We start from the raw sequence: 21846 nt of genomic DNA on the forward strand, positions 1-21846 counted from the left end.
TTACCGCGCTCAATGCATCGAGCGAGACATGGCGGCAATTTCCTGCTGAATCCCGAAGAAGCCGGTAATCAGCCATGACAGAACCAGTGCCAGCGTGATGATCGCCACGCCGTTCACGACACGCATCTGCGCCTCGATGATCGTGACGCCTTCCTGCATCCATTCGTCTGCGAGCGACTGCAGCGCTTCAGCAAACCCCTTGTATTCCGCATACACACACAGGTCGTCGACAATCTCTTCCGACGGAAAACCGTACCCGGTGTTCTTCATCGCTTCGCCGACGTTCAACCCTGACTTGACGCCAAACAGCACGTCGTCGATGCGCTGGCGCAACCACGGTTTCGCGTTGGCCGCGAGACGCGTCAGCGATTTTTCGACGGTGAAGCCCGCAGCCTGCAACGAAGAAAACGCCACCAGAAAGCCGCAGCCAACAATCAACCGGTACACCGAATACGGCGGAAACCGATCGAGCACGACCCGCGCGTTGCTGGCCCAGCGCGGCATCGAATAGAACAGCGCGACCAACGCCAGCACCACCGCAATGACGCAATAGATCATCCCGCTCTGCACGAAACGCGACATCGTGTAGAGCGAATGCGCGACGCCATGCCAGCGGTCCGGACTGACGATCGATGCAAAACGCGGAATCACCAGCTTGCCGAACAGAAACAGATAGCCGAGCGTCATGACGAAAATCACGGTCGGATAAATCAGTCCGCCGATAATCGCAAAGCGAATCTTGCGTCCCGACATCACGACACCGGACACCATCTGCAACGCGACCTCGAGGCGACCCGACTGTTCGCCAGCCATCACGATCATCTGTTCGGTGTGCGGCACCCACCACTCCATCGCTTCCGACAACATGCCGCCGTTCTGCACCACGCGCCGCCAGTCGGTGAGCGTCACCGCATCGGGCTCGTTTGGCTTGCGGCCCTCGTGCGATGCGCGAAATTCGAGTTCCTCGAGCACCTTGAGCAACGGCAGACCGTTGCTGATCATCTTGGCGATCTTGCGATAGAGCCGCAGCCGCACCTGGGTCGTGAACTGCAGGCGCGCCCAGGTCCGATAAACATCAACCGCCATGACCTTCCCCGCCTGCAACAAAGAGCCCACGCTCGGCGTCCGATGCCGGCGGCAACGGCCCGACCACACGCTCGGCCATGCGTGGATCGACGAGCCCTGCCGCGACCTTCTCGACCGCATGCTGCGCAACTGTCTGACCGCCCATTTCACGGAGCCAGTATTCGTGCGCGGCGTTCTTGCGACCTTCGCGCAGCAGTTCGCTAAACGTCGTATCGGTACGGATCACTTCCGCAACCACAGTCCGGCCCACCGTGCCGTGGCCGCAGTGCGGACAACCTGAACCCGCCACCCGCACCTGATCGAAACGCGCACCGACCGCACGCTTCACGCGTCCGACCAGTGCCGGATCGAGCGTATGCATCACGTCGGCGAACGGCTGCGAACAGTGCTGGCACAGCAGCTTGACGAGACGCTGGCTGATGAGGCCGGTAATCAACGTTTCATCGGTCACCATCGAAAGCGGCAAGCCCAGATCGGTCAACCGGTCCGCAATCGCAATCGCGCTGTTGGCATGCACGGTGGTCCACACCTGGTGGCCTGTCATCGACGCGCGCAACGCGCTCTGTGCCGATGCACGATCGCGCATTTCGCCGATCATGATGGTGTCGGGATCGAGCCGCATCGCGTTGGCGATCGCCGCGGAAAACGCAGTAGAGCGTGCCTCTTCGCTGTTCGCATTGACGACCGGCGTCTGCACCGCACCGGTGATCGGATACTCGACCGGATCTTCAACCGTGATCACATGGATCGAACCCGCCATGTCGCGAATCTGGCTCGCCAGCACACGTTGCAACGTCGTCGACTTACCCGAACCAGTCGGCCCGCTGATGATGTTCATCCCATGCGGCTGCTGCTTGAGCAGTTCGATCATCTCCGCCTGCCGCGCGGTAAACCCGAGATCCTCGAGCGCGATGGTTTCGCCTGCGTCGTTGTAGAGCAGCCGCATCACCATCACACTGCCGAGGCTGGTCGGCGCCGTTGCAATCCGCACGCCGAACAGCCGTTCAGGCAGCTTGTCGCGATCGCCAATGCTCGCGTCCTGGCGCTCGTTCGGCTTGTAGGTGTTATCCGATACGCTGGCCATCGCCGAATACAACGTGGCCAGCAGCCGTTCACCGTACTCGCGCGTCTGTTCGCTGATACGCGTGAGTTCGTTGTGAATGCGGAACAGGATCTCTGTGCTAAAGCGATTCACGCGAATGTGAATGTCCGACGCGCGCTCCGTGCAAGCCCGCGCGATCAGATTCTTCGCGACCACCTGCATCTGCGTGTGATCGACCCGCTCGCCGGTGCCATCGCGGCGCTTGCCCTGATACGAGCGCCGCACGGTATCGAGACTGGCGAGCCGCGTCGAGTAGCGATAGTTGAGCCGCTCAAGCCGCGCGCAGTACGACAGCACGAACGGATTCATGTCGTGCCCTTCGGCCACCAGCAGCGTGCCGTCGTCGAGCAGGCAGAGGAACTTGCGCTCCTCGGCGCTCGCCGCATACTCGCCGGCGTCCGACAACGGCCGGGCGGCCGGCCGCGGCACTGCCTCTGCGCGCGGTTGAGCCGTTGCCTGCACGGTGGTGTCTACTGCGATCGGTTCGGGTAACGCAACCGGCAACTGGGCGAGCAGATCCTCAGGTGGTGGCTGCGTAGTCGACACCGGCGGCTTGAGCAACTCGCTGCCATCCGGTTTCTGCACCTTTGCAACGGCCGGCGACAACAGCGGCGTCACGACAGACGACGGCGACGGCGATGGCGAAGCCGACGCAGCAGCCGCTCCCGGCGACACGACATGTTTCTTCGACGAACCGGAGGAATACAGCGGAGTAGCCATGATGCTTATCTCCCTGGCATGGGGATGGTCGGAATCGGTGACATGCCATTACGCATGCCGCTCGTTGCGACCATATGCGACTGCGTCCCCGAGGACGAGGACGAGACCGTCAGCGTATTGCGCATGCCGTGACTGTCGATCACCACCACGCCCGGACGGATCGACACGACCCGCATCCCGTTCGACAGCGTGTCGCCGGCATGCACGTCGACCTCGCTGCTGTTGTTCACATTGAGCGTCGCCATCATCATGCGTCCCAGACCCTGGGTTGCGATCACGGCCACTTCATCGTTCGTGACGGCACGGCCCATCTTGCTGAGCGCTTCCTGGCGCTCGGCAACCTGCGTCTGCACGTCGAGTTTCTTCAGTTGTGCGTTCAGGATGACGGTGTCCTCCTGCAGACCCATCAACTCCTGTGCGGCCGCGAGCGCGGCCGGCGACGGCGCGCTATCGGTTACCGCAGGCGCCGCGGAGGTTGCCCCGACCGCCACCGTCCCCGACGCGGCGCGCGGATTCGCCGGCTTGATCGTGGCCGGTGCGGGCGCGGTCTGCGCACTGGCGAGCGCGGGCCACGCGAGACAGCAGACGAGCGCCCAGTTACGGAGCGAACGGTCGTTATTGTTCATATACCACTCCTTCAACAGTCCATTGCCCCGGTCGGTACGACAGCGTGTCCACCCGCACACCAGGCTCGTCCAGATAACTCATCACATTGCGCGGAGACAGTTCGCCGAGCTGCGCGGAAAATCGCCACGTCTGCCACGGCGGCAGATCCGCCGATGCCTGCCCGTTCACGATCGGCCGCTCCGACGCAAAACGTAGCGGGACGCCCAGCAACTGGAACGCGGATAGCAAACGAATCCGCACACCGTGTACGCCGACAATCGATTCGTCTCCGGCGGGCGGCAACGAGACCGGTGTGACGAGCGACGCGTGGTCGCCGTTAACATCGGTTACCGCACGCGGTTCGGCCGCGAGCAGGATCGCCACGTTCGAATCGCTGCGTGACCAGCTATACGACACGCTGCCCGGACTGCAGTTGTAGCTGTCGAGCTGCCAGCCACCGGGGCCGACCATCGCGAAGTGGTCGAGGCAGTAACGTGCGAACGTCGAAGGCAGCGGAGCACTCGCCCACGGATGCACGAGCGGCGGTTTGCTGAGCGCGGTCGATGGATGCGTCAGCAACTGCCGCTGCGCGAATTCGAAGGCACGCTCGCGCGCAATGTTCTGCCGGTACGCGCGATACAGCAGCCCCGCATACAGCAGCCCGATGATCAGCACACCGGCGCCGGCGACGAGCGCGATCCTGCGCCGCTGCACCTTGTGCGATACCGGTACGAGATTGAGCCAGCCCGGCAGACGCGGCTTGCCGCCGCGCCGCGGAATCATGTCCTCGATGCGGCGCGGATAGAAGTTGTGGAAGCCTTGCGACTCGATGCTCGGGTCGCCGATCACAACGTTCCAGCCACCGAGGCTGTAGTCGCCATGCAGCCGCTCGAACACTTCGTCGCTGGTGCCGACCCAGTCGCCGTTCGGCAGAAACGCGCCGTCACGTACCGCGAAATACGCCCAGCGGCCATCCGGCAGGCTGAACGCACCAAGCCAGTTCGGCGCGGGTTGCTGGCGCCCTTCGTAGAACGCGCCTTCGGTCGCGATCGCTTTCGACACCATCGCGCCAAGCGACGGCAAACCGAACTGCGCGCCTTCGCGTGTGCTCGCAAAACCGGCACCCGCGAAGCTGCGATCGATGCGCAGCACCATCGCATCGAAGTTCAGCCGGGTCGCGAGTTCGATCGCCTCGGTGCGCAGTTCGTGCCGCCGCGATAGCGATTGCCAGAACAGACCGCAGACAAAGCGATAGCGGTCGATCTGGATGATTTGCGTCGCCATGATGGAGGTACCGTTCCGTGCCGGGTCAGGCGCCGTTCGTCGTGACCGGCGTGATCAGGATCACGATCACCTCGCGCGAACGCTGTGCGTTATAACCGCCACCGAGCAGGAAGTTCGAGGGCGTGAGCGTGCCGTTCTGGCTACCGTTGTCGACCACGCCTTCGTAGCCGCCGATCACCAGCGTCTGGCCTGACTTCATCGACACGCGTTGCAGGAAATTGCGCGTGTCGACGGTGGGCAGCTGGATTGACTGCGCGTTGGCGCCGGAGCCGCTGCTGACGGTTACCAATGGCTGCAGTGTCGAAATGTTCGTATAGAACTGCATCATCACCGTGCCGTCGTCGAGGATGTGCGGCAGCAGCGTGAGGTTGAAGCCGGTCGTCACGGTGCCCGGCGTGAGCGAGGTCTGGCTACCGACATTCGCCGTGTTGGTGGTCGATACCGATGCCAGATAGGTTGTCATGGTCGCAACCTGCACAGGCACCGGCTGGTCGTTGAGCGTCGTCACCGATGCCGACGTCTTGCGTCGCACGGTGCCCTGGTCGGACAACGCAGTGATCATCGCGCTGGTCGCGTTCGCACGGCTGTTCGGCGAGATAACCGTAGCCGACAACTGTGAGTTCGCAGCCGACGGCTTGCTGCCGCTCAGCCCCTGGAACACGTTGTTGCCGAACGTGAACCTCGTGCCAAGCGCCTCGTACACCGCGTTCCAGTTGATGCCGTAGCTGTCGCTGGCAGACAGCGCAACCGACAGCACCGTAACGTTGACGAGTATCTGCCGGGACAGCACGCGGTTCTGCTGGTCCATGAACTCGCCCACCCGGGCTAGCACGTCCGGTGTATCGGTCACCGTGATCGAGCCGGTGCCTGGTGACGTCACGACCGAACCAGATGGCGACAACATCGTCTTGATCGTCGCCTGCAGGCCGGTGTACACCGACAACAGCGCGTTCATCGTGGTATTGGCCGTGTTATCGGAGGAGACCGACGGTGTCGAACCCGATCCGCCGCTGCTGCCGCCACCCCCGCCTGCACTGCCGCTTCCGCCAGATCCGCCGCCGCTCCCGCCACCCGAGCCGCTGCTGCTCGCACCGCTGACTACATTCGCATCGAGCTTCGAATCGCCAGGAATCGCCGACACCTGATACACACGCGTTTCGGTATAGAAGAATTCGATCGCGCCGTCCGCGTACTTCCAGAACACACCGAAGCGTGCGCTGGCCGCATCGAGCAGACCGCGCAAATCGCCATGCGGGTAGACGATATGGACCGACGACAGATCCGACGCCATCGCAGCACCGCGTGCGCCGCCCGTCGACGAACCCTGCATCATCCCGGCCGGCAGCGGCGGCAAGCCCGGGTAGGCGCCCGTTCCACCGCCTGTCGACGAACCGCCCTGGATGCCTTGCGCCACCGCACTCTCGGTGCCCGGTGCGACCTTCGCCGGGATGTTCGTCATGCGCGTGATGCGGTCAGCGAACGCACGCAGTGAATCGACGGTGCCGTCGAAGCTGGCCGGTTCGTTGAACACGCCGGGCAGCGTCGTCGACGCGGAGAGTTTGAGCGTATTGCCCGACAGCCACAGCCCATCGTTCGTGACAACCGAATCGGTATCGTGCTCGCGGTTATCACCATGCTGGATGCCATCGAGCAGACGCTGCTGATGCGTCGCATCTATCTGGGCGTCGTGGTGGATGCCCTGGATCAGACCCGTACACCCGGCCAGCATGCAAAGCGATGCGCCGATAACGGCGGCTTGACGGAGTACGCGCATCAACCTGCTCCCTTCGCGGTAACACGCAGCACGTGATTACCCTTGTACAAGATTGCCTGGATCGGTACCTCCGAATGACTCAGCGCCTCGACGACTGAATTCAATGCCTGTTCGAAGGTGCCCTGGATAGTCGCGGCTGCATCGATCGAGAAGTCGGTCGGCACCGCCCAGATGAATTGCCACCCTGCCTCGCGTGACCAGCGCGCGAGCGCGTTACGTACCGAGCCGTCGGATTGCCGCAGGTCCCAGGTCATGAGGCCGGTATCACTCGTCGGGCTCACCGTGCCCTGCGTTGGGATGCTGGTGGGAGCGAGCAGTTGCGTAGCCGCAGGCGCGATCGTGGGTGCCATGCCTGTCGTCGAATTCGATACGGCGACGTTCAGCGGCATTGCTTGCGGCGAAGGGGGAAGTGAAGACGCAGGCGTAGATGCAACGATACGCATCGGCGCCGGCGCAGGCGCCGCAACGGGCAGTTGCCGTGCGCGCGGCGCGGGCGCCAGTGCCGCCATATAAACCGGGTTTGCCGGCGTACTGGTTGCAACAGGATGGGCAACCGGAATCGCAACGAGTGCGGCCGCAGAATCATCGGCACGCGGCGCCGTGTTGCTCGTGCTATCGGCGCGCGGCGGAACCGGCAGCGGCGCCGCACTGGCCGTAGCGAGCGTTTGAGCCGCGGGCAATGTCTGCCCCGGCATCGGTGCAACCGCAGTCACCGTCACCAGATGAAGATCGGTGTTGACGTGTGCCTGCAGTGAAGGATTGCCCGCGAGTATTTCGTTCAGCGCCGCCACGAACGATTCACCGCCGTGCCAGCTCACGGGCACATCGGCCCACGCACCGGCGTTTGGCACATTGACGCCATAGCTGGACGGCACGATACGCTCGAGTGCACGCAACAGCGGCACACCATGACCGCCCGCCTTGACCGTATCGCCGCCCGAATACCGGCTGCCATCGACAATCACCTGCGGGTCCGACGCAACCGCATCAACGCTCGCGGTCGAGGCACAGCAGAAAGAGAGCCCCACCCACACACCTGCCGTTAGCTTTCGCATACCGTCTTCGCCTTCTCTATTGCTTTCATCGTCGTGCGAGTTCTGCGAACACAGGTCTCCCTGGCCGCCCAATCGCCATGCGCTCTCTCATGTATGTTCTTGACGCGCCCCGTCGTGCGGAACTGCGCCGGTTTCATTCCGCAAGGAAGCCGCTATGCGGAATGAATATTGATGAATTTCCACGCCCCGTCCGGCTTCATTCGATGCCACGCCGCCAGACGTCGACGCTTCGGCAACACACTCACCACCCAGACATCAGGTTCGCAAATGCATGCCCTGCGTCAAAGATCCCCGCTTGCTGACACTTTGAAAGCTAAAACCAGAGGCCAGATTGGCATCTTCGCCGAGTTTACGACAAGTCAGTAAGATTCTTTAATAAAAATATTAATGGTTTACGAGCGAGCCACACGAATATTAGTCATAAAAATATGCTGAACCCATAGTTTGAGACCAGGTCCGCGTCGCCAGGGTCTCACTTCTCACGTCGATGCACGGCCGGAGGACTGCTTGCGACGACACAATTGCTGCCGAAATCCGCGCTCCATCCACGCCGGTAAATCGAATAAAAAAGCAGAAGTAACCGCAGGTAAGGACATACAGCCACGTACCTTTACGTCGCGTCGGACATCACGACGTTCACCGTCTTGCTGGTATCCCCTGCGAGTCCCATCGAGGCCGCGTCGTCGGTCGGATACTGGTAGGCATGGATCGCATCGCCGTCGCCCGCCGTGCGGCCATCGGACAACGTCACCGTCATGTTCTCCGCGTTGCCGGCAAAATCCTTGTTGCCATCGACCTTGCTGATGTCGGGATTCCCGGCGCCCGCTGCCTGTCCGTTTCCGGCACCGCCGTCCTCGTAGAGCACTTCGTCCGGATGCGTATTGCCGTTCGCGTCCGACGGCGAAATGCGCACGCCGATATCGCCCGAGCCCGCGGTGAAGGTTCCGGTCTGACCGGGTGCGAGCGTCATCGTCGCCTTGTTCGCACCCTGCACGGAGTAGGTGAACGACTCGGTGCGGTTCGTGTTGTTGGTTACGTTGAAGGTCTTGTCGTTGCCGGTGCCGGTGTTCATCGTTTGCGTCGATGCCGAACTGACGCCGTTCACCGCGCCGGCCTGCGCAACACCGCCGGCATTGTTCGTCAGCCCCGGTGCGGAGCTGGGCGATCCGCCTGGCGGATTCGACGCGGGCGGCGGCGGGTTGCTGGAGCCGGACGGAGCTCCACTGGGCGACCCGCCTGGAGGATTCGACGGCGGCGGCGGGTTGCTGGAGCCTGATGGAGCACCACCAGGCGCACCACCAGGCGCGGACTGCGCGGACTGCGGATTGGTATTGAAGTTGGACGGCGATCCACCACCTCCTCCACCAACACCCTGTGGCGACGACATGCTGCCATCGTCCGACCCCGGCAAGATATTCTGAAACGCCGCGATCAGCTCCTGAATGATCTGCTCGATCTGCTGCATGCTGAGACCGCCGGTCGAACCGTTGCCCGATGCTGGATCGATCGAGTTAGCCGGGGACGTATTGAAGTTCGACGGAGCGCTGCTGGACCCTGTACCCTGCGCGGGTGAAATGTCATTGCTGTCCGATGCGGACAGCAGACTCTGACACGCCGCGAGCAGCTCTTCGATGATCTGCTCGATCTGCTGCGTGCTCAGACCGCCATTCGAACTGCCGCCCGTCACCGAATCGAGCGGGTTGAGCGCGTAGTTATTCTGAATGCTCAGGCCTGTCATGATCACTCCCATCCGTCTGTAAGTATCGAGGTGTCCGGTCTGCACGACACACCTGGTACGTTCAAATGTACGGTGGGAAATGTTCGCGCATACGACTCGACGCGAAACCACGACGCGCTGCGCGAAGACTCGAACATTGCGATGAATCGGCTACCCGATGCGGTGCTTCGCATTTCGGCGTCTGCTTTCGCAATGTAATGAACCTTGCCGGTGCATTGCCACTACATTGAATACGGGATCGACGATTGGCAGGTTCCCACTCACGCTTCCCGCACCTTCTTCGGGAAATGACTTCTCACCTCGATCAAGAGGAACACGAAATGAGCATCTTAGGAAAAATTGGTGGGGCCCTTGAACACGCCGTTTCGAGCACGGTCGGCGAGATCGGTAAAGATATCGGCGGTGTTTTCAACGGTGTCAAAAAAGTTGCGTCGGGTGTCGGCGATCTCGCAAAAGGTGCGTTGACGCTGAACCCCAAAGAGATGAAAGACGGCGCGGTCAATGTCGGCAAAGGCGCCTTTGGAACCGTGACGAGCGGCCTGTCGCTGACACCCGAAGCGCTCGCGTCCAGTGCAGGGCTCAACCTTCTGAAAGGCGGGGTGGACGAGCTCAAGGGTCACGACGGCAACAGCGCAAACGGCTGAGCGACGACATGGATATCGCCGAAACACACCGCGCAACCGATGCGGCTTCGATGGGCCAGGTTGTCGCCGACTCCATCATCGAAAACCGGCTCGACGAAGCGGAAGCGCTCCTTCAGGAGCTGAACGAGGCCTATCCGGAGACGCGCAACAAGCTGGTTTTTCCGGTGATGATCGCGATTCAGCGTGGGCTCGCTACCGAGGCATGGCAACTCGTCAACGGATTGCCAGACGATCAGTGCGCAGAACTGAAAGCACTGTGTCTGCGGCAGATGAACGACCCGAGCTGGTATGGCTATGCGGAATCGTGTGTGGATCACTCCGATCCGAACATACGCAGCGCCATGCGCAATCTGCTCGACCGCTCCGAAGCTGATGACATTCACCCGTTTTACCGCTGAACCACAGGCGGCTAGTCGCACTATCCGGAGCGCCGCGATACGCGATTAGCCTGCCTCACGCCTTCATACCTCAATCGCTCATCGCAATCGATGACGCGCCGCAAAATAAATAAAAAATTCTCTGCTTCCCTTTCTCCAATATGCCACCTGAATGCACGGTGTCATTGCCCGCCTTATCCGTTACCGCCGATTAAAAGTCGCTATCCCGACAATGTCTAAATCCGATTGGTAAGTGGGCATTGCGTTCAATAGGATCTGCTGGGTCATCCGCCGCCCCCCACAATCAGCAGGAGACGATCATGGCTACATCAGCCAGGCACCCACTCAGGTATCTTCCGGCAGCACTCATCGTTGCATTCACATCGACTTCGTTCGCAGCCAACCTCACACGTGACAATGGCTCGCCCGTTGGCGACAACCAGAATTCACAGACCGCCGGACCCGCTGGTCCGGTTGTGCTGCAAGACTCGCAACTGATCGAAAAGCTGCAACGCTTCGATCGCGAACGCATCCCCGAACGTGTCGTACACGCGCGCGGCACCGGCGCCTTCGGCGAGTTCGTCGCCGACACCGACATCTCCGATCTGACGAAGGCGCAAGTGTTCACGCCCGGTGCGCACACGCCTGTTTTCGTGCGCTTTTCCACGGTGATGGGCTATCGCGGATCACCGGAGCAGGCACGCGATCCGCGTGGTTTCGCGACCAAGTTCTATACGCAGCAAGGCAACTGGGATCTGGTTGGTATCAACTGGCCGATCTTCTTCATTCGCGATGCAATCAAGTTCCCTGACTTCGTTCACGCGAACAAACCGAGCGCCGTCACCGGTGTCCAGGACGCGAACCTTGCATTCGATTTCTTCGCGCATACGCCCGAAGCGACCAGCATGCTCACCCATCTGTACACCGTTCAGGGCATGCCCGATTCGTACCGGCACATGGATGGTTTTGGCGTTCATGCGTTCAAGTTCGTGAATGCAAAAGGCGAAGTCCATTACGTGAAATTCCACTGGAAAAGCGTCCAGGGCATTCACGGAATCCGGCCTCAGGACATTCCGACATCCATTGGAAAAGACTGGAATCTGATGTCGAACGATCTGTATACGGCATTGAAAAACGGCGATTATCCGAAATGGGATTTGACGATCCAGGTGCTGAAGCCCGACGAACTCGCGCAGTTCGACTATGACGCGCTCGACGATACGAAGATCTGGTCGACGGTACCCGAGCGCAAGATCGGCACGCTGACGCTGAACCGCGTGCCGGACAACTACTTCCAGACCACCGAGGAATCGGCATTCGCGCCATCGCGCATGGTGCCGGGCATCGAGCCGTCGGAAGACCGCATGCTGCAGGGGCGGCTCTTTTCGTATGCGGACACGCAGATCTACCGGATCGGCACGAACTACAACGAACTGCCGATCAACCGTCCGCTCGCCACGGTCACGAACAACAATCAGGACGGTCTGATGAACTTCGGTGACCGCAAAGGCGATGTGAACTACGAGCCGTCCGGCATCGCCGAACTCGCGCAAGATCCGCAGTACAAGTACGTGCAAACGCCGCTTGCCGGCACGACGCAACAGCAGGCGATCCACAAGACGCTGAATTTCCGTCAGGCCGGCGAGTACTACCGGTCGCTGTCCGCGCAAGACAAGGGCGACCTGGTCACGGCGCTCTCCACCGATCTGAACCATGTGACGAACGAGACCAACAAGTACACGATGCTCTCGTACTTCTACAAGGCGGATGTGGACTATGGGACACGCCTGGCGGCCGCTACGCACGCCGATGTTTCGCGTGTCGCGGCGCAGGCTGCGAAGCTGAGCGACTGACGCACCGTTTCCTGCGATCGTCGTAACCGTTGTTGAGTGGTTGAGTTGTTATCCCAGCGGGCCGGCGCCGTTCGATTGATCGGGCGTCAGGCGCCGGCCCGCGGCATTTTGCAAGAGAGCGTTGCCATGCAACCCCACACCCGACTCAAGCTCGCGGCGGCCTGCGCTGTCGCGTGTATCGCCTTCGCGGCCGGTTGCCGCTCGACACCGGAACTCGTCGCGCCACCGCAAGGCACGCCGATAGCGAATCTTCACCAGTACGACGAACAATGGTTCGCTGCGGCACGCCTCGGCAGGATCGATATTCTTAAGGCGTTGCTCGACGCGGGCTATCCGATCGACAGCACGACCGACGCCGGCTATACCGCGTTGATCCTCTCCGCATACGACGCCCAGCCGGCCGCGCTCGACTTCCTGATTCAGGCCGGCGCGAACCCGTGTCTCGGCGACAAGCACGGCAACACCGCGCTGATGGGCGCACTCTTCAAAGGCGAACAGCCAATCGCCCAGCGCCTGATGGCAACGCATTGCGATATCGATCAGACCAACAACGCAGGCGAGACCGCCCTATCGTTTGCAGCACTGTTCGGACGTCTGACGCTGCTGCCCGAACTGGTATCGCGCGGTGCGAATCCAGATCACACCGATGCACACGGTGGTACCGCACTACAGATGGCCGAGGCGCAAGGCAATCGCGCGGCCGCTAACGCATTGAGAAAAGTCGGCGCCAGCCACTGATTACGACAATCAGGTTAAAAAAAACCATTCTGCATCTGCAGCAGTTGCGGCGCAGCAAACGATGCGTTGTACGCGATCGCGCGGCCCACAATGTCCGCGCACACGACCCTGCAAACGCATCGACATATCGCCTGAAATTCGGCCTGAAATTCGTTTTGGCACATCATCGTCCCGACTGAGGACACCCTCCTTGCTCATCCGGCCGCGAGGCAATAAGCTTGCGGCTACTTATTCTCTGGAAACCGGTCCGCCGGCTTCACTCACATTCGTCGCAACGCGGCGTTGGCGCACCTGTCGCGCGCCGCGAGGGCCGTCACCCCGGCCCGTCCACACCAGGCTGGAGACCCTCGATGTCGTTACCGCGACCGACAGGGCCGGTAATCGCGTTCGGCCGCTACCGGCTATTGCAGAACCCTGTGCGCCTCGTCGCTGACGAAGCGCCTGTCGATATGAGCGGCCGTGCGCTCGAACTGCTGCTCGCGCTCGTCGAAGCAAAGGGGCGATCGGTTCCACTGCCCGAACTCGCGCAACGCGCATGGTCGCGCGGTGCGGTCGATACGAACACTGTGCAGGCCCAAGTGTCGGCGCTGCGCCGGGCGCTGGGTGCAGACCGCGATCTGATCGTCACCGTGCCCGGTTATGGATATCGTTTCGCCGGTACGCCGCAATTTCTCGATCACGCTGACTCCGCAATTCGCACGAGTCCTGGTGCGAATGCGAGTACGCATGTCAGTGTGACCACGCCGAAACTGTCCCCGCCTCCACTCTTGCTGCGCATGCCCGTTCGCACTACACCGTTTATCGGTCGTCATGCGGAACTGTCGGAGCTGCTTGGGTTGGTGTCGCTGGCGCGTGTCGTGACACTCGCCGGCGAACCCGGTCTCGGCAAGCGCCGTCTCGCATACGAAGTCGCGCGGCGGCTTGCGGCGCACGTGCCCGACGGCATGGTCGCCGTCGCGTTCACGCCGCAACTGCAGGCCGATAGCCTCGCCGATACGCTCGCGATGGCATTGCGCGTGCCGGACGAAATCGGCGCGACAACCCACGAACGTCTGCTGTCGGCGATCAGCGACCGGCGCCTGCTGCTGATCGTCGATTGCTGCGAGGCGCTGCGCAAACCGGCTGGCTATCTGCTCAGTACGCTCGTCGAGGTAGCGCCGAATCTGCGCGTGATCGCGACGGCGAACGCGCCGCTCTCCATCGATGGCGAACATGTCGTGCCGCTCGGACCGCTGCGCATACCGAGGCACACACGGCTCAATGCAAGCGAAGCGCCGGAGTTCGACGCACTGCGGCTGCTGTTCGCGCGGCTGACCGTGTTGCTGACGGCGCTGCCTGCTGCGCTCTCGGCAGTTCTACCTGCTGTGATACCCGACATGTCGGGCCGTACGTCGTCATCGCGTGGCAGGGCCGATGCGGACCCGCTCGCCATGTTCGATGCGGGTCGCCTCGCACCGGACACGCTTGCCGCCGCCGCGTTGATCGCGCGCCGGCTCGACGGTGTACCGCTCGCGCTGGAACTCGCCGCCGCAGCGATCGCCCGGCGCATTCCGGCCCACACGCCGCTCGATCCCGCGATGCACTCGTTTGCGCGCGATCTCGATCGCCTGATGACGCAGCGCACGGCTGGCGCCAACCTGTTGCTGCTGCGCTCGACACCGCTCGCCGCCGTGCTCGATCTGCAGATGACGGCACTCGATGACGCGACGCGCACGCAGTTCAGACGCCTCGGCATTTTTCCGGGCGAGTTCACTCGCGCTTCGGCGGCACGGGTGCTCGTGGAATTCGCTGCGTTGCAGACCGCGGGGCAGCGTGGTGTTGTGAGCGAAACGTCGAGCGAAACGTCGAGCGATTCGGCGCCTGACACGCAGATCGATACGCTGCTCGATGCAGGGCTCATCGAGCGCATTGAAGGCGATGGCGAAACGACGTTCTGTCTGCGCGGCCCGGTGCGTCAACTCGCACGCAATATTCTGTGGCAGCACGGCGAACTGGAATGTGCGGCTGCGGCGCATGCGCAGACGCTCGTACCGCGGCTCGCGGCGAGCAGTTCGCGACGCGCGCGCGTGCCTGGCGACGCAGTCGATCGCAACGACCTCGGCGATCTACGCGCGGCACTCGATTGGGCCGTGAGCAACGACCGCTTCGAGATCGCGATTGCGCTGCTCGACGGCTCGGAACCGTTGTGGCGCACGCTCACGCTTGCACAGGAATATCTGCGTGCGATTCGTGCGGCGCTCGCGCGCGTCGATACGAGTGCAACGCGCCGGATGCGCGACGAAATGCGTTTGCGTATTACGCTTGCACGCGCCTTGCCGCTCGCGCATGCACCGCTCGACGAGATTTCCGCAGCGTGGCAAGAAGCCTACGATCTCGCCAATGCATGTGCGGATAGCGCCTACCGGCAGCACGCGCTGACCGGCCTGATCGCGTCGCTCGCGAAGGCGGGAGAAAGCGGGCCCGCGACCGGCGAGCCGACACGCGATGATCAGACTGCCCAGGCGAGCGGGCCTGAAGAGTCACGTCGAGCTCGTCGCGACGCGTAAGCGGTCATCCCGCTCACGCGTCGCACGATCATTTCGCGTGGTCCATCAATCCCGATGCCTGAGCGCCGAATACGCTTTGCATGGTGTTCCCATACGCGCCAGTGGTACCCGTCGCAACGTTGGATGCGACATCTCGTCCCAACGTATTGTGGCCCCAGCTTGCAGCCGGGCCACCCGATGCGAGCGCCTCGGCCTGTGGGCCACTGATCTCGCCATTCTTGACCCCGGTTTCCAGGAAGCCCTCGACATTTTTCATCTCGTCGGAACCGGCATTGCCAGCCTGCACCGCGCTGGCAAATTGCTGTGCAGCGCCCGGATCCTTGGCGGCCCATTGATTGAATGCAGACTTGAATTGCGGCGACATCTGGGCAGAACTGCCGAACGCCTGCGTAGCGGCATCCGCCCCATTCGTCCCATTCGTGCCATTCACTCCGTTCGCCCCATTCGCTCCATTCGTACCGCCATTGAAATTGGTGGGTGCGTTGCCGCCTGGGCTGGAACTACCGCCGAAGTTGGTTGGTGCGTTGCCACCCGGACTGGAACTACCGCCCATCGATTGCTGCAGCATCTGTTCGATTTCTCCAAGTAGCTTCAGCAGTACTTGTTGCACGCCCTGGTTGCCACCCTGCGGTGTACCCTGCGTGCCGTTTTGTACCACGCCGAAGTCGACGTTGCCTGGCAGATTGACGCTCACTTGTGCGTTCATGGTGTTTTCTCGCTGAAAGGGTTCAATGAAATGTTCATCTCGCATGTAGCCATTTCAGCTACCTTTCAAGACTAGTTGTTTATCCCCCTTGCAGCATCGCGCGTGCGAAGTTCGGCACGGTTTGGCGAACCTCAATGCAGCTCACGCGACCACGTCTCCACCTGCTGCGCCGGCACACCCACCGCCGCGGCTGCCGCACAGATCTGCTGCCACGTCGCCGGATCGACGGGCACACCATGCGCTTCGCGTTCTGCACGCGTCGCACGTTCCGGTTCGCCCGGCGCGAGAATCCGCTCGACGCCGTCGGCCAGCGGCGATGCCTTCACCCACTCGATAAACGCATCCGCTTCGGCCTCGGCGTTCGGCGCATCAAATGCCGTGGGATCGATGATTACCGACATCATGCAGTTGATAATTGCGCGACTGTGGTCGACCGTATCGGCATGCGTGGTGTAACCGCCGCTCAGCGCACCAGCGAAGATCTCGCACATCGCCGCGAGGCCGAAACCCTTGTGGCCGCCAAACGGCGTGAGCGATCCGAACGGCGCCTCGAGCATCACTTTCGGTTCGCGTGTTGCGTGTCCCTGATGGTCGATCAACGCACCGGCAGGCACCTGCTTGCCCATGTTGTACGCAACGCGCGCCTTGCCGTAGGCGACCGTGCTGGTCGCGAAGTCGAGGACGAGCGGTGGCCGCCCGGCACGCGGGAACGCCGCGCAAAACGGATTCGTGCCGATACGCCTGTCGGCACCACCGAACGGCGCGACGAGCGGATCGCCCGCGACGTTGACGAAGTGAAACGACGCGAGCCCCGCCCGCGCGCACTGCTCGGCCCAGTGTCCGATGCGGCCGATGTGATGCGCGCCGCGCAGCGCGACTGCGCATACGCCGAGTTTCTGTGCGCGTTCGATACCGCGCTCCATCGCCTCGTAGGCCACGACCTGGCCAAAGCCCTTCACGCCATCGATCGTCAGCACCGCCCCCGCATCGCGCACAACCTGGGCGTGCAGGTTCAGTTGCAGTTTCCCTCCGTGCAACGACTCGACGTAGCGCGGAATCATGCCGACGCCGTGTGAATCGTGGCCGCTCAGGTTCGCGGCCAGCAGATGGTCCGCAACCAGTTCCGCTTCGCGCGGTGCGCTGCCAGCCTGCTCCCAGATCGCGCGCACGATTGCATGCAGTCGATCGACAGGGATGCGTACGGCGGGAGCGGGAGGAGCGGGAGGAGCGGGAGGAGCGGGAGGAATGGCAGAGGTAGTGCGGGTGTCGTGGGTTGGGTTCATTCGGCGCAGTCGAGCGAATAGAGGAAGAAACCAGCAGAAGAAACGGTGCGGTGAACGTCGCCCTGCCACCGGGACATCGACGCATCCGGCGCGGGGCATTGCACCGCGGCGCCGGATTGACCTGACTAACTGAACATGAGGGACATGACGAACATGACGCCGGGTCGGCAGGATCCGGCGGTCATCACTGCGCCGCGGCAATCACTTCGGCAACGGCAGCGGTCAGCTTCCTGCCGTACGGCACATGCAGGAATTCGTTCGGCCCATGCGCGTTCGACTTCGGACCGAGCACACCACACACCATGAACTGCGATTGCGGGAAGCCTTCCTTGAGCACGTTCATCAACGGAATCGTGCCGCCCTGGCCCATGTATGCGACGTCCGCGCCGTAATGCTCGCGCGATGCATCGTTGAGCGCGGTTGCGAGCCACGGCGCAACGTCTGGCGCGCTCCAGCCGGTCGCCGCACCGGCGTCGGCCTTGAACGTGACTTTCGCGTTGTACGGCGGATCGAATTCGAGCAGCGCTTTCAGTTCGGCGACCGCCTTTGCGGCGTCGACGAGCGGCGGCAGCCGCAGCGACAGTTTGAACGCGGTGCGCGGACGCAGCACATTGCCCGCATCGGCCAATGCGGGCAGACCCGCTGCACCGGTCACCGACAGCGACGGACGCCACGTGGAATTGATCAGCGCCTCTTGCGGATCGGTCGTGGTGGGTAGCACGGGCCGGCCGTCCTGGCCGCACGCCCACGGCACGCTCTTCCACACGCTGTCGCCAAGAATCTGCGCGGTCGCCTCGGCTTCGCGCAGACGCTGCGGCGGGATCGCACAGTGGAAATCTTTCGGCAGCAGGTTGCCGTTCGATGCATCTTCGAGACGCTCGAACAGTTGTCGCATGATGCGGAAGCTCGATGGTGCAATACCGCCGTAGCCGCCCGAATGGATACCTTCGTCGAGCACCTCGACTTCGAGATCGCCGGCAACGAGACCGCGCAGCGAGGTGGTCAGCCACAACTGGTCGTAATTGCCCGCACCGGAATCGAGACACACCACAAGCCCGACCTTGCCGAGCCGCTCGCGCAGCGCATCGACATACGGCAGCAGATCGTAGCTGCCCGATTCCTCGCAGGTTTCGATCAACCCGACGCAGCGCGGCCGCTCGATGCCTTGCGCGTCGAGCGCCGCGAGAGCGGTCAGGCTCGCGTAGATCGCGTAACCATCGTCGGCACCGCCGCGACCGTAGAGCTTGCCGTCTTCGAACTTCGGCGTCCACGGGCCGAGGTCGTTACGCCAGCCGGAAAACTCCGGCTGCTTGTCGAGGTGGCCGTACAGCACGATCGTGTCGGTGCTGCCCGAACGCGTGGCCGGCGTTTCGAAGAAGATCACCGGCGTGCGGCCCGGCAGGCGCACGATTTCGAGCTTCAGTCCGCGCACCGGTTGCTGTTCGGCCCACGTAGCCGCATCGGTGACGACGCGCTCGATAAAACCGTTGCGCACCCAGTCGGGATCGAAAGCGGGACTCTTGGCGGGCACGGCGATGTAGTCGGTCAGCGCCGGCACGATCTCGTCGTTCCATTTACGGTCGACGAATGCGCGCAGCGCATCGTGATCGACCTGGCGGTTCTGCTGGGTGGTGTCGTCGGAAATCATGGGGGCGGTCCGGAGCGTTCAAAACGAACATGATAGTCCCGTTGATGGCGGCGTTAAATACCACGCTGCCTGGCGCACCGCTCACGTATCGCATCGAACGTCGCTACAGCACGCGCCTCACACCGTGAAAGCCGAACGAAACCCACCGACAGCGATTCGACAATCGCGCCGCAATCGCGCGACAATCGTGCAATCGTAGATTCCGCCGGAGCGCGTTCATGGGCAGTAACCTCATCGTTCAGATCGTGCTGGCAATCTGCGCGCTCGCGCTGTACTTCCTGCCGTCGATCCTCGCCGACCGGCGCCAGCGCCACGACGTGCTGACCATTGCGCTCTTCAACGCCTGTGTCGGATGGACCGTGCTAGGCTGGCTGCTCGCGCTCTACTGGGCGTGGCAGCCGAATCCGCCGGTCAATCTGGCGGGCGATATTGTGAAGACCCGGCGCGTCGTGAGAATGCGCGCGTTTTCCAAGTCGTTGCTCGATCATGTGCAGACGCGGGTGTCGCGCTCACGGCCGCCGAAATAAACGCCGATGAACACATACGCGACTGCGGAGACCCACCGATGCAAGCCACGCCGTTCCAGATTTCGATTCCCGATTCCGAACTCGATGCACTCGCCCAACGCCTGCGTCACACGCGCTGGCCCGATCAATACACCGGTGATGCGTGGGCGCTCGGCACCGACGCGACATGGCTGCGCGAACTGGTGCACTACTGGGCAACGACCTTCGACTGGCGCGCCGCCGAACGCAGGCTGAACCAGCAGCCGCAGTTCACCGCGCGCATCAACGGGCTGCGCATTCACTATGTGCACCGGCGCGGGAATGGTCCGCAGCCCTATCCGCTCATCCTCACGCATGGCTGGCCCGGATCGTTCATCGAGTTCCTGCCGCTGATCGACCTGTTGTGCGATCCCGCGTCGACGGGTGGAGACCCCGCCGATGCCTTCGACGTCGTCGTGCCGTCACTACCGGGTTTCGGTTTTTCGGAGCGACCCGCGGAGCCGGGCACGGCAGCCGCGCAGACCGCCGACATGTGGGCTGAACTGATGCGCTGCCTCGGCTATGCGCACTTCGGCGCACAGGGTGGCGACTTCGGCGCGTTTGTGTCGGCGGAACTTGCGCGTCGGCATCCGCAGCAGGTTGACGGGGTTCATCTGAACTACCTGCCGGGGTCGTACGAACCATCGCTCGATTCGCCCGCGCCGCCGCTCACCGATGACGAACGCGCGTTCCTCGACGCGAAGAACGCATGGGCCGCACTCGAAGCCGGTTACTCGCATCTGCACGCCACGAAGCCGCAGACCGCGGCGTATGCGCTCAACGATTCGCCGGCTGGTCTCGCTGCCTGGATCGTCGAGAAATTCCGTTCGTGGAGCGACTGCGATGGCGACGTCGAGCGCGTGTTCTCGAAGGACGAACTGCTGACCAACCTGTCGCTCTACTGGCACACGCAGACGATCAGTTCGTCGATGCGCTTCTATTGGGAAAACCGTCTGCAGCCGATGCGCTTCGCCGCCGGCGAGCGCGTGAAGCCGCCGCTCGGCTTCGCGCGTTTTCCGAGGGAGATCAGCCGGCCGCCGCAATCGTGGGTCGGCCGCGTATTCGATATCGCGCAGTGGGCCGACATGCCACGCGGCGGTCACTTCGCGGCGCTCGAGCAGCCCGCGCTGCTCGCGGAAGAGATCCGGCGGTTCTTCAGGCCGCTGCGTCAGCGGTGACGCCGTGCGTTGCCACCTCTACCGGTAGCAGTTCAACGCCTCAGGCCGCCAGCGCATCGCCCAGTTGATCGACCATCGTCTCCAGCACGACGTCCTTGAACTTGGCGAGCGCCGGTTCCAGCGTGCGATGTCGCGTATGCAGACACGCCCTGAGCGGCCCGCTCACGATGGGTGGCAAACCGCTGGCCTCATTCCACACACGCAATCGATCGGGTAGTCCCAACGGCGTACGCACCGTCACGCCGAGACCGGCTTCGATGGCCGCCCATAAGCCATGCAGGCTCGGGCTAGTAAATGCGATACGCCACGCGATTCCCGCCTGATCCAGCGAGTCGAGCGCCCGCTTGCGGAAGAAACAGGGCGCCTCGAAAGCGACAATCGGAATAGGCTCGCCCGGCTCCCAGACCGGGGTCGACGAGGCAGGACCGATCCAGACAAACGGCAGCGCAGCGACGACTTCCGCGTCCTTGCGGCTATCGTTGCCGAGCGCCAGAACGAGGTCCAGTTCCTCCCCGTCGAGACGCTCGAGTAGCCGCCGGTTCGCGTCGACCACAACGTCGATCAGGACCGACGGATGCGCCCGCTTGAAACGCCCCAGCGCCGCCGGCAACCAGGCTTCCGCAAAATCGGGCGGCAGGCCGAAGCGCACGCGACCGGCCACGGCCCGCCCGCGAATCGTCGCTACGACCTCGTCATTCAGATCGAGCATGCGCCGCGCGTACGACAGCATGACGTCGCCCGCTTCGGTCGGCACGAGCCCGCGGCCCTGCTTGACGAACAGCGGCACCCCCACCTGCTCCTCCAGCTTGTGAATCTGCTGGCTGACCGCCGATTGCGAGCGCCCGATGTGTTCCGCGGCTCTGTTGAAGCTACCGAGCCGATGGGCGATGACGACGGTCCGCAGAACGTCCATGTCCAGATTGGTATGGCCCATAGTTCAGTTATTCCGATATATATGAACCG

18 protein-coding genes are annotated in these 21846 nt (G+C 62.7%); 7 read left to right on the top strand and 11 right to left on the bottom strand.

Annotation, left to right across the window (positions count from 1 at the left end):
* Nucleotides 1-9: 9 nt before the first annotated feature.
* The 7 genes from BWP39_RS22970 to BWP39_RS23000 all read right to left on the bottom strand — a co-directional run bounded on the left by BWP39_RS22970 (nucleotide 10) and on the right by BWP39_RS23000 (nucleotide 9365).
* Nucleotides 10-1086 carry a type II secretion system F family protein gene (locus tag BWP39_RS22970; protein ID WP_096724385.1) on the bottom strand — a complete coding sequence of 359 codons (1077 nt, stop codon included), beginning with the start codon at nucleotides 1084-1086 and terminating at the stop codon, nucleotides 10-12.
* Nucleotides 1076-2908 (bottom strand): GspE/PulE family protein, encoded by a 1833-nt coding sequence (locus BWP39_RS22975; RefSeq protein ID WP_096724387.1) that lies wholly within the window; start codon nucleotides 2906-2908, stop codon nucleotides 1076-1078. Before BWP39_RS22975 ends, BWP39_RS22970 begins: the two co-directional genes overlap by 11 nt.
* Before the next feature lie 5 nt (nucleotides 2909-2913).
* The gene (locus tag BWP39_RS22980) at nucleotides 2914-3534 is read right to left on the bottom strand and encodes a hypothetical protein (protein ID WP_096724389.1); all 621 of its coding nucleotides are present in this window, start codon (nucleotides 3532-3534) and stop codon (nucleotides 2914-2916) included.
* Entirely contained in the window at nucleotides 3524-4798 is a 1275-nt protein-coding gene (pilO2, locus tag BWP39_RS22985; protein WP_096724391.1) for a type 4b pilus protein PilO2, read from the bottom strand. The genes BWP39_RS22980 and pilO2 overlap by 11 nt, the downstream gene beginning before the upstream one ends.
* A 25-nt stretch (nucleotides 4799-4823) precedes the next feature.
* Complete coding sequence (gene pilN / locus BWP39_RS22990) at nucleotides 4824-6572, bottom strand: PilN family type IVB pilus formation outer membrane protein (protein ID WP_096724393.1); 1749 nt, start codon at nucleotides 6570-6572, stop codon at nucleotides 4824-4826.
* Nucleotides 6572-7627, bottom strand: coding sequence for a toxin co-regulated pilus biosynthesis Q family protein (locus tag BWP39_RS22995; protein ID WP_096726110.1), 1056 nt, complete (start codon nucleotides 7625-7627; stop codon nucleotides 6572-6574). Before BWP39_RS22995 ends, pilN begins: the two co-directional genes overlap by 1 nt.
* A gap of 610 nt (nucleotides 7628-8237) precedes the next feature.
* Entirely contained in the window at nucleotides 8238-9365 is a 1128-nt protein-coding gene (locus BWP39_RS23000) for a hypothetical protein (protein ID WP_133116917.1), read from the bottom strand.
* Between the two features lie 320 nt (nucleotides 9366-9685).
* Here BWP39_RS23000 and BWP39_RS23005 point away from each other — a divergent pair, with 320 nt between their 5' ends.
* From BWP39_RS23005 to BWP39_RS23025, 5 genes are all read left to right on the top strand, one after another.
* Nucleotides 9686-10009, top strand: coding sequence for a hypothetical protein (locus BWP39_RS23005; protein WP_096724397.1), 324 nt, complete (start codon nucleotides 9686-9688; stop codon nucleotides 10007-10009).
* Between the two features lie 8 nt (nucleotides 10010-10017).
* Nucleotides 10018-10407, top strand: a complete 390-nt coding sequence (locus BWP39_RS23010) for an HrpB1 family type III secretion system apparatus protein (RefSeq protein ID WP_096724399.1) — start codon at nucleotides 10018-10020, stop codon at nucleotides 10405-10407.
* A 299-nt stretch (nucleotides 10408-10706) separates the two neighbouring features.
* Nucleotides 10707-12239, top strand: a complete 1533-nt coding sequence (locus BWP39_RS23015) for a catalase (protein ID WP_096724401.1) — start codon at nucleotides 10707-10709, stop codon at nucleotides 12237-12239.
* A 126-nt stretch (nucleotides 12240-12365) separates the two neighbouring features.
* Nucleotides 12366-12977: an ankyrin repeat domain-containing protein gene (locus BWP39_RS23020; RefSeq protein ID WP_096726111.1), complete on the top strand. Its 612-nt coding sequence runs from the start codon at nucleotides 12366-12368 to the stop codon at nucleotides 12975-12977.
* Nucleotides 12978-13327: 350 nt separating this feature from the next.
* Nucleotides 13328-15523 carry a winged helix-turn-helix domain-containing protein gene (locus tag BWP39_RS23025; RefSeq protein ID WP_096724403.1) on the top strand — a complete coding sequence of 732 codons (2196 nt, stop codon included), beginning with the start codon at nucleotides 13328-13330 and terminating at the stop codon, nucleotides 15521-15523.
* Nucleotides 15524-15551: 28 nt separating this feature from the next.
* Here BWP39_RS23025 and BWP39_RS23030 read toward each other — a convergent pair whose 3' ends face one another.
* From BWP39_RS23030 to BWP39_RS23040, 3 genes are all read right to left on the bottom strand, one after another.
* Entirely contained in the window at nucleotides 15552-16229 is a 678-nt protein-coding gene (locus BWP39_RS23030) for a hypothetical protein (RefSeq protein ID WP_096724405.1), read from the bottom strand.
* A 131-nt stretch (nucleotides 16230-16360) separates the two neighbouring features.
* Nucleotides 16361-17512 carry a malate/lactate/ureidoglycolate dehydrogenase gene (locus BWP39_RS23035; RefSeq protein WP_096724407.1) on the bottom strand — a complete coding sequence of 384 codons (1152 nt, stop codon included), beginning with the start codon at nucleotides 17510-17512 and terminating at the stop codon, nucleotides 16361-16363.
* 184 nt (nucleotides 17513-17696) lie between these two features.
* Complete coding sequence (locus BWP39_RS23040; protein WP_096724409.1) at nucleotides 17697-19160, bottom strand: M20 family metallopeptidase; 1464 nt, start codon at nucleotides 19158-19160, stop codon at nucleotides 17697-17699.
* Nucleotides 19161-19378: 218 nt separating this feature from the next.
* On the opposite strand from BWP39_RS23040, the gene BWP39_RS23045 reads away from it, so the two are divergent.
* On the top strand, nucleotides 19379-19687 hold the full coding sequence (locus BWP39_RS23045; RefSeq protein WP_096724411.1) for a superinfection immunity protein: 309 nt from the start codon (nucleotides 19379-19381) through the stop codon (nucleotides 19685-19687).
* A gap of 38 nt (nucleotides 19688-19725) precedes the next feature.
* On the top strand, nucleotides 19726-20883 hold the full coding sequence (locus BWP39_RS23050) for an epoxide hydrolase family protein (RefSeq protein ID WP_096724413.1): 1158 nt from the start codon (nucleotides 19726-19728) through the stop codon (nucleotides 20881-20883).
* A 40-nt stretch (nucleotides 20884-20923) separates the two neighbouring features.
* Here the strand turns inward: BWP39_RS23050 and BWP39_RS23055 are convergent, their stop codons facing one another.
* Nucleotides 20924-21817 carry a LysR substrate-binding domain-containing protein gene (locus BWP39_RS23055; protein ID WP_096724415.1) on the bottom strand — a complete coding sequence of 298 codons (894 nt, stop codon included), beginning with the start codon at nucleotides 21815-21817 and terminating at the stop codon, nucleotides 20924-20926.
* Nucleotides 21818-21846: the final 29 nt, after the last annotated feature.

The sequence above is a fragment of the Paraburkholderia acidicola genome, from assembly GCF_002362315.1.
Taxonomy (GTDB): Bacteria; Pseudomonadota; Gammaproteobacteria; order Burkholderiales; family Burkholderiaceae; genus Paraburkholderia; species Paraburkholderia acidicola.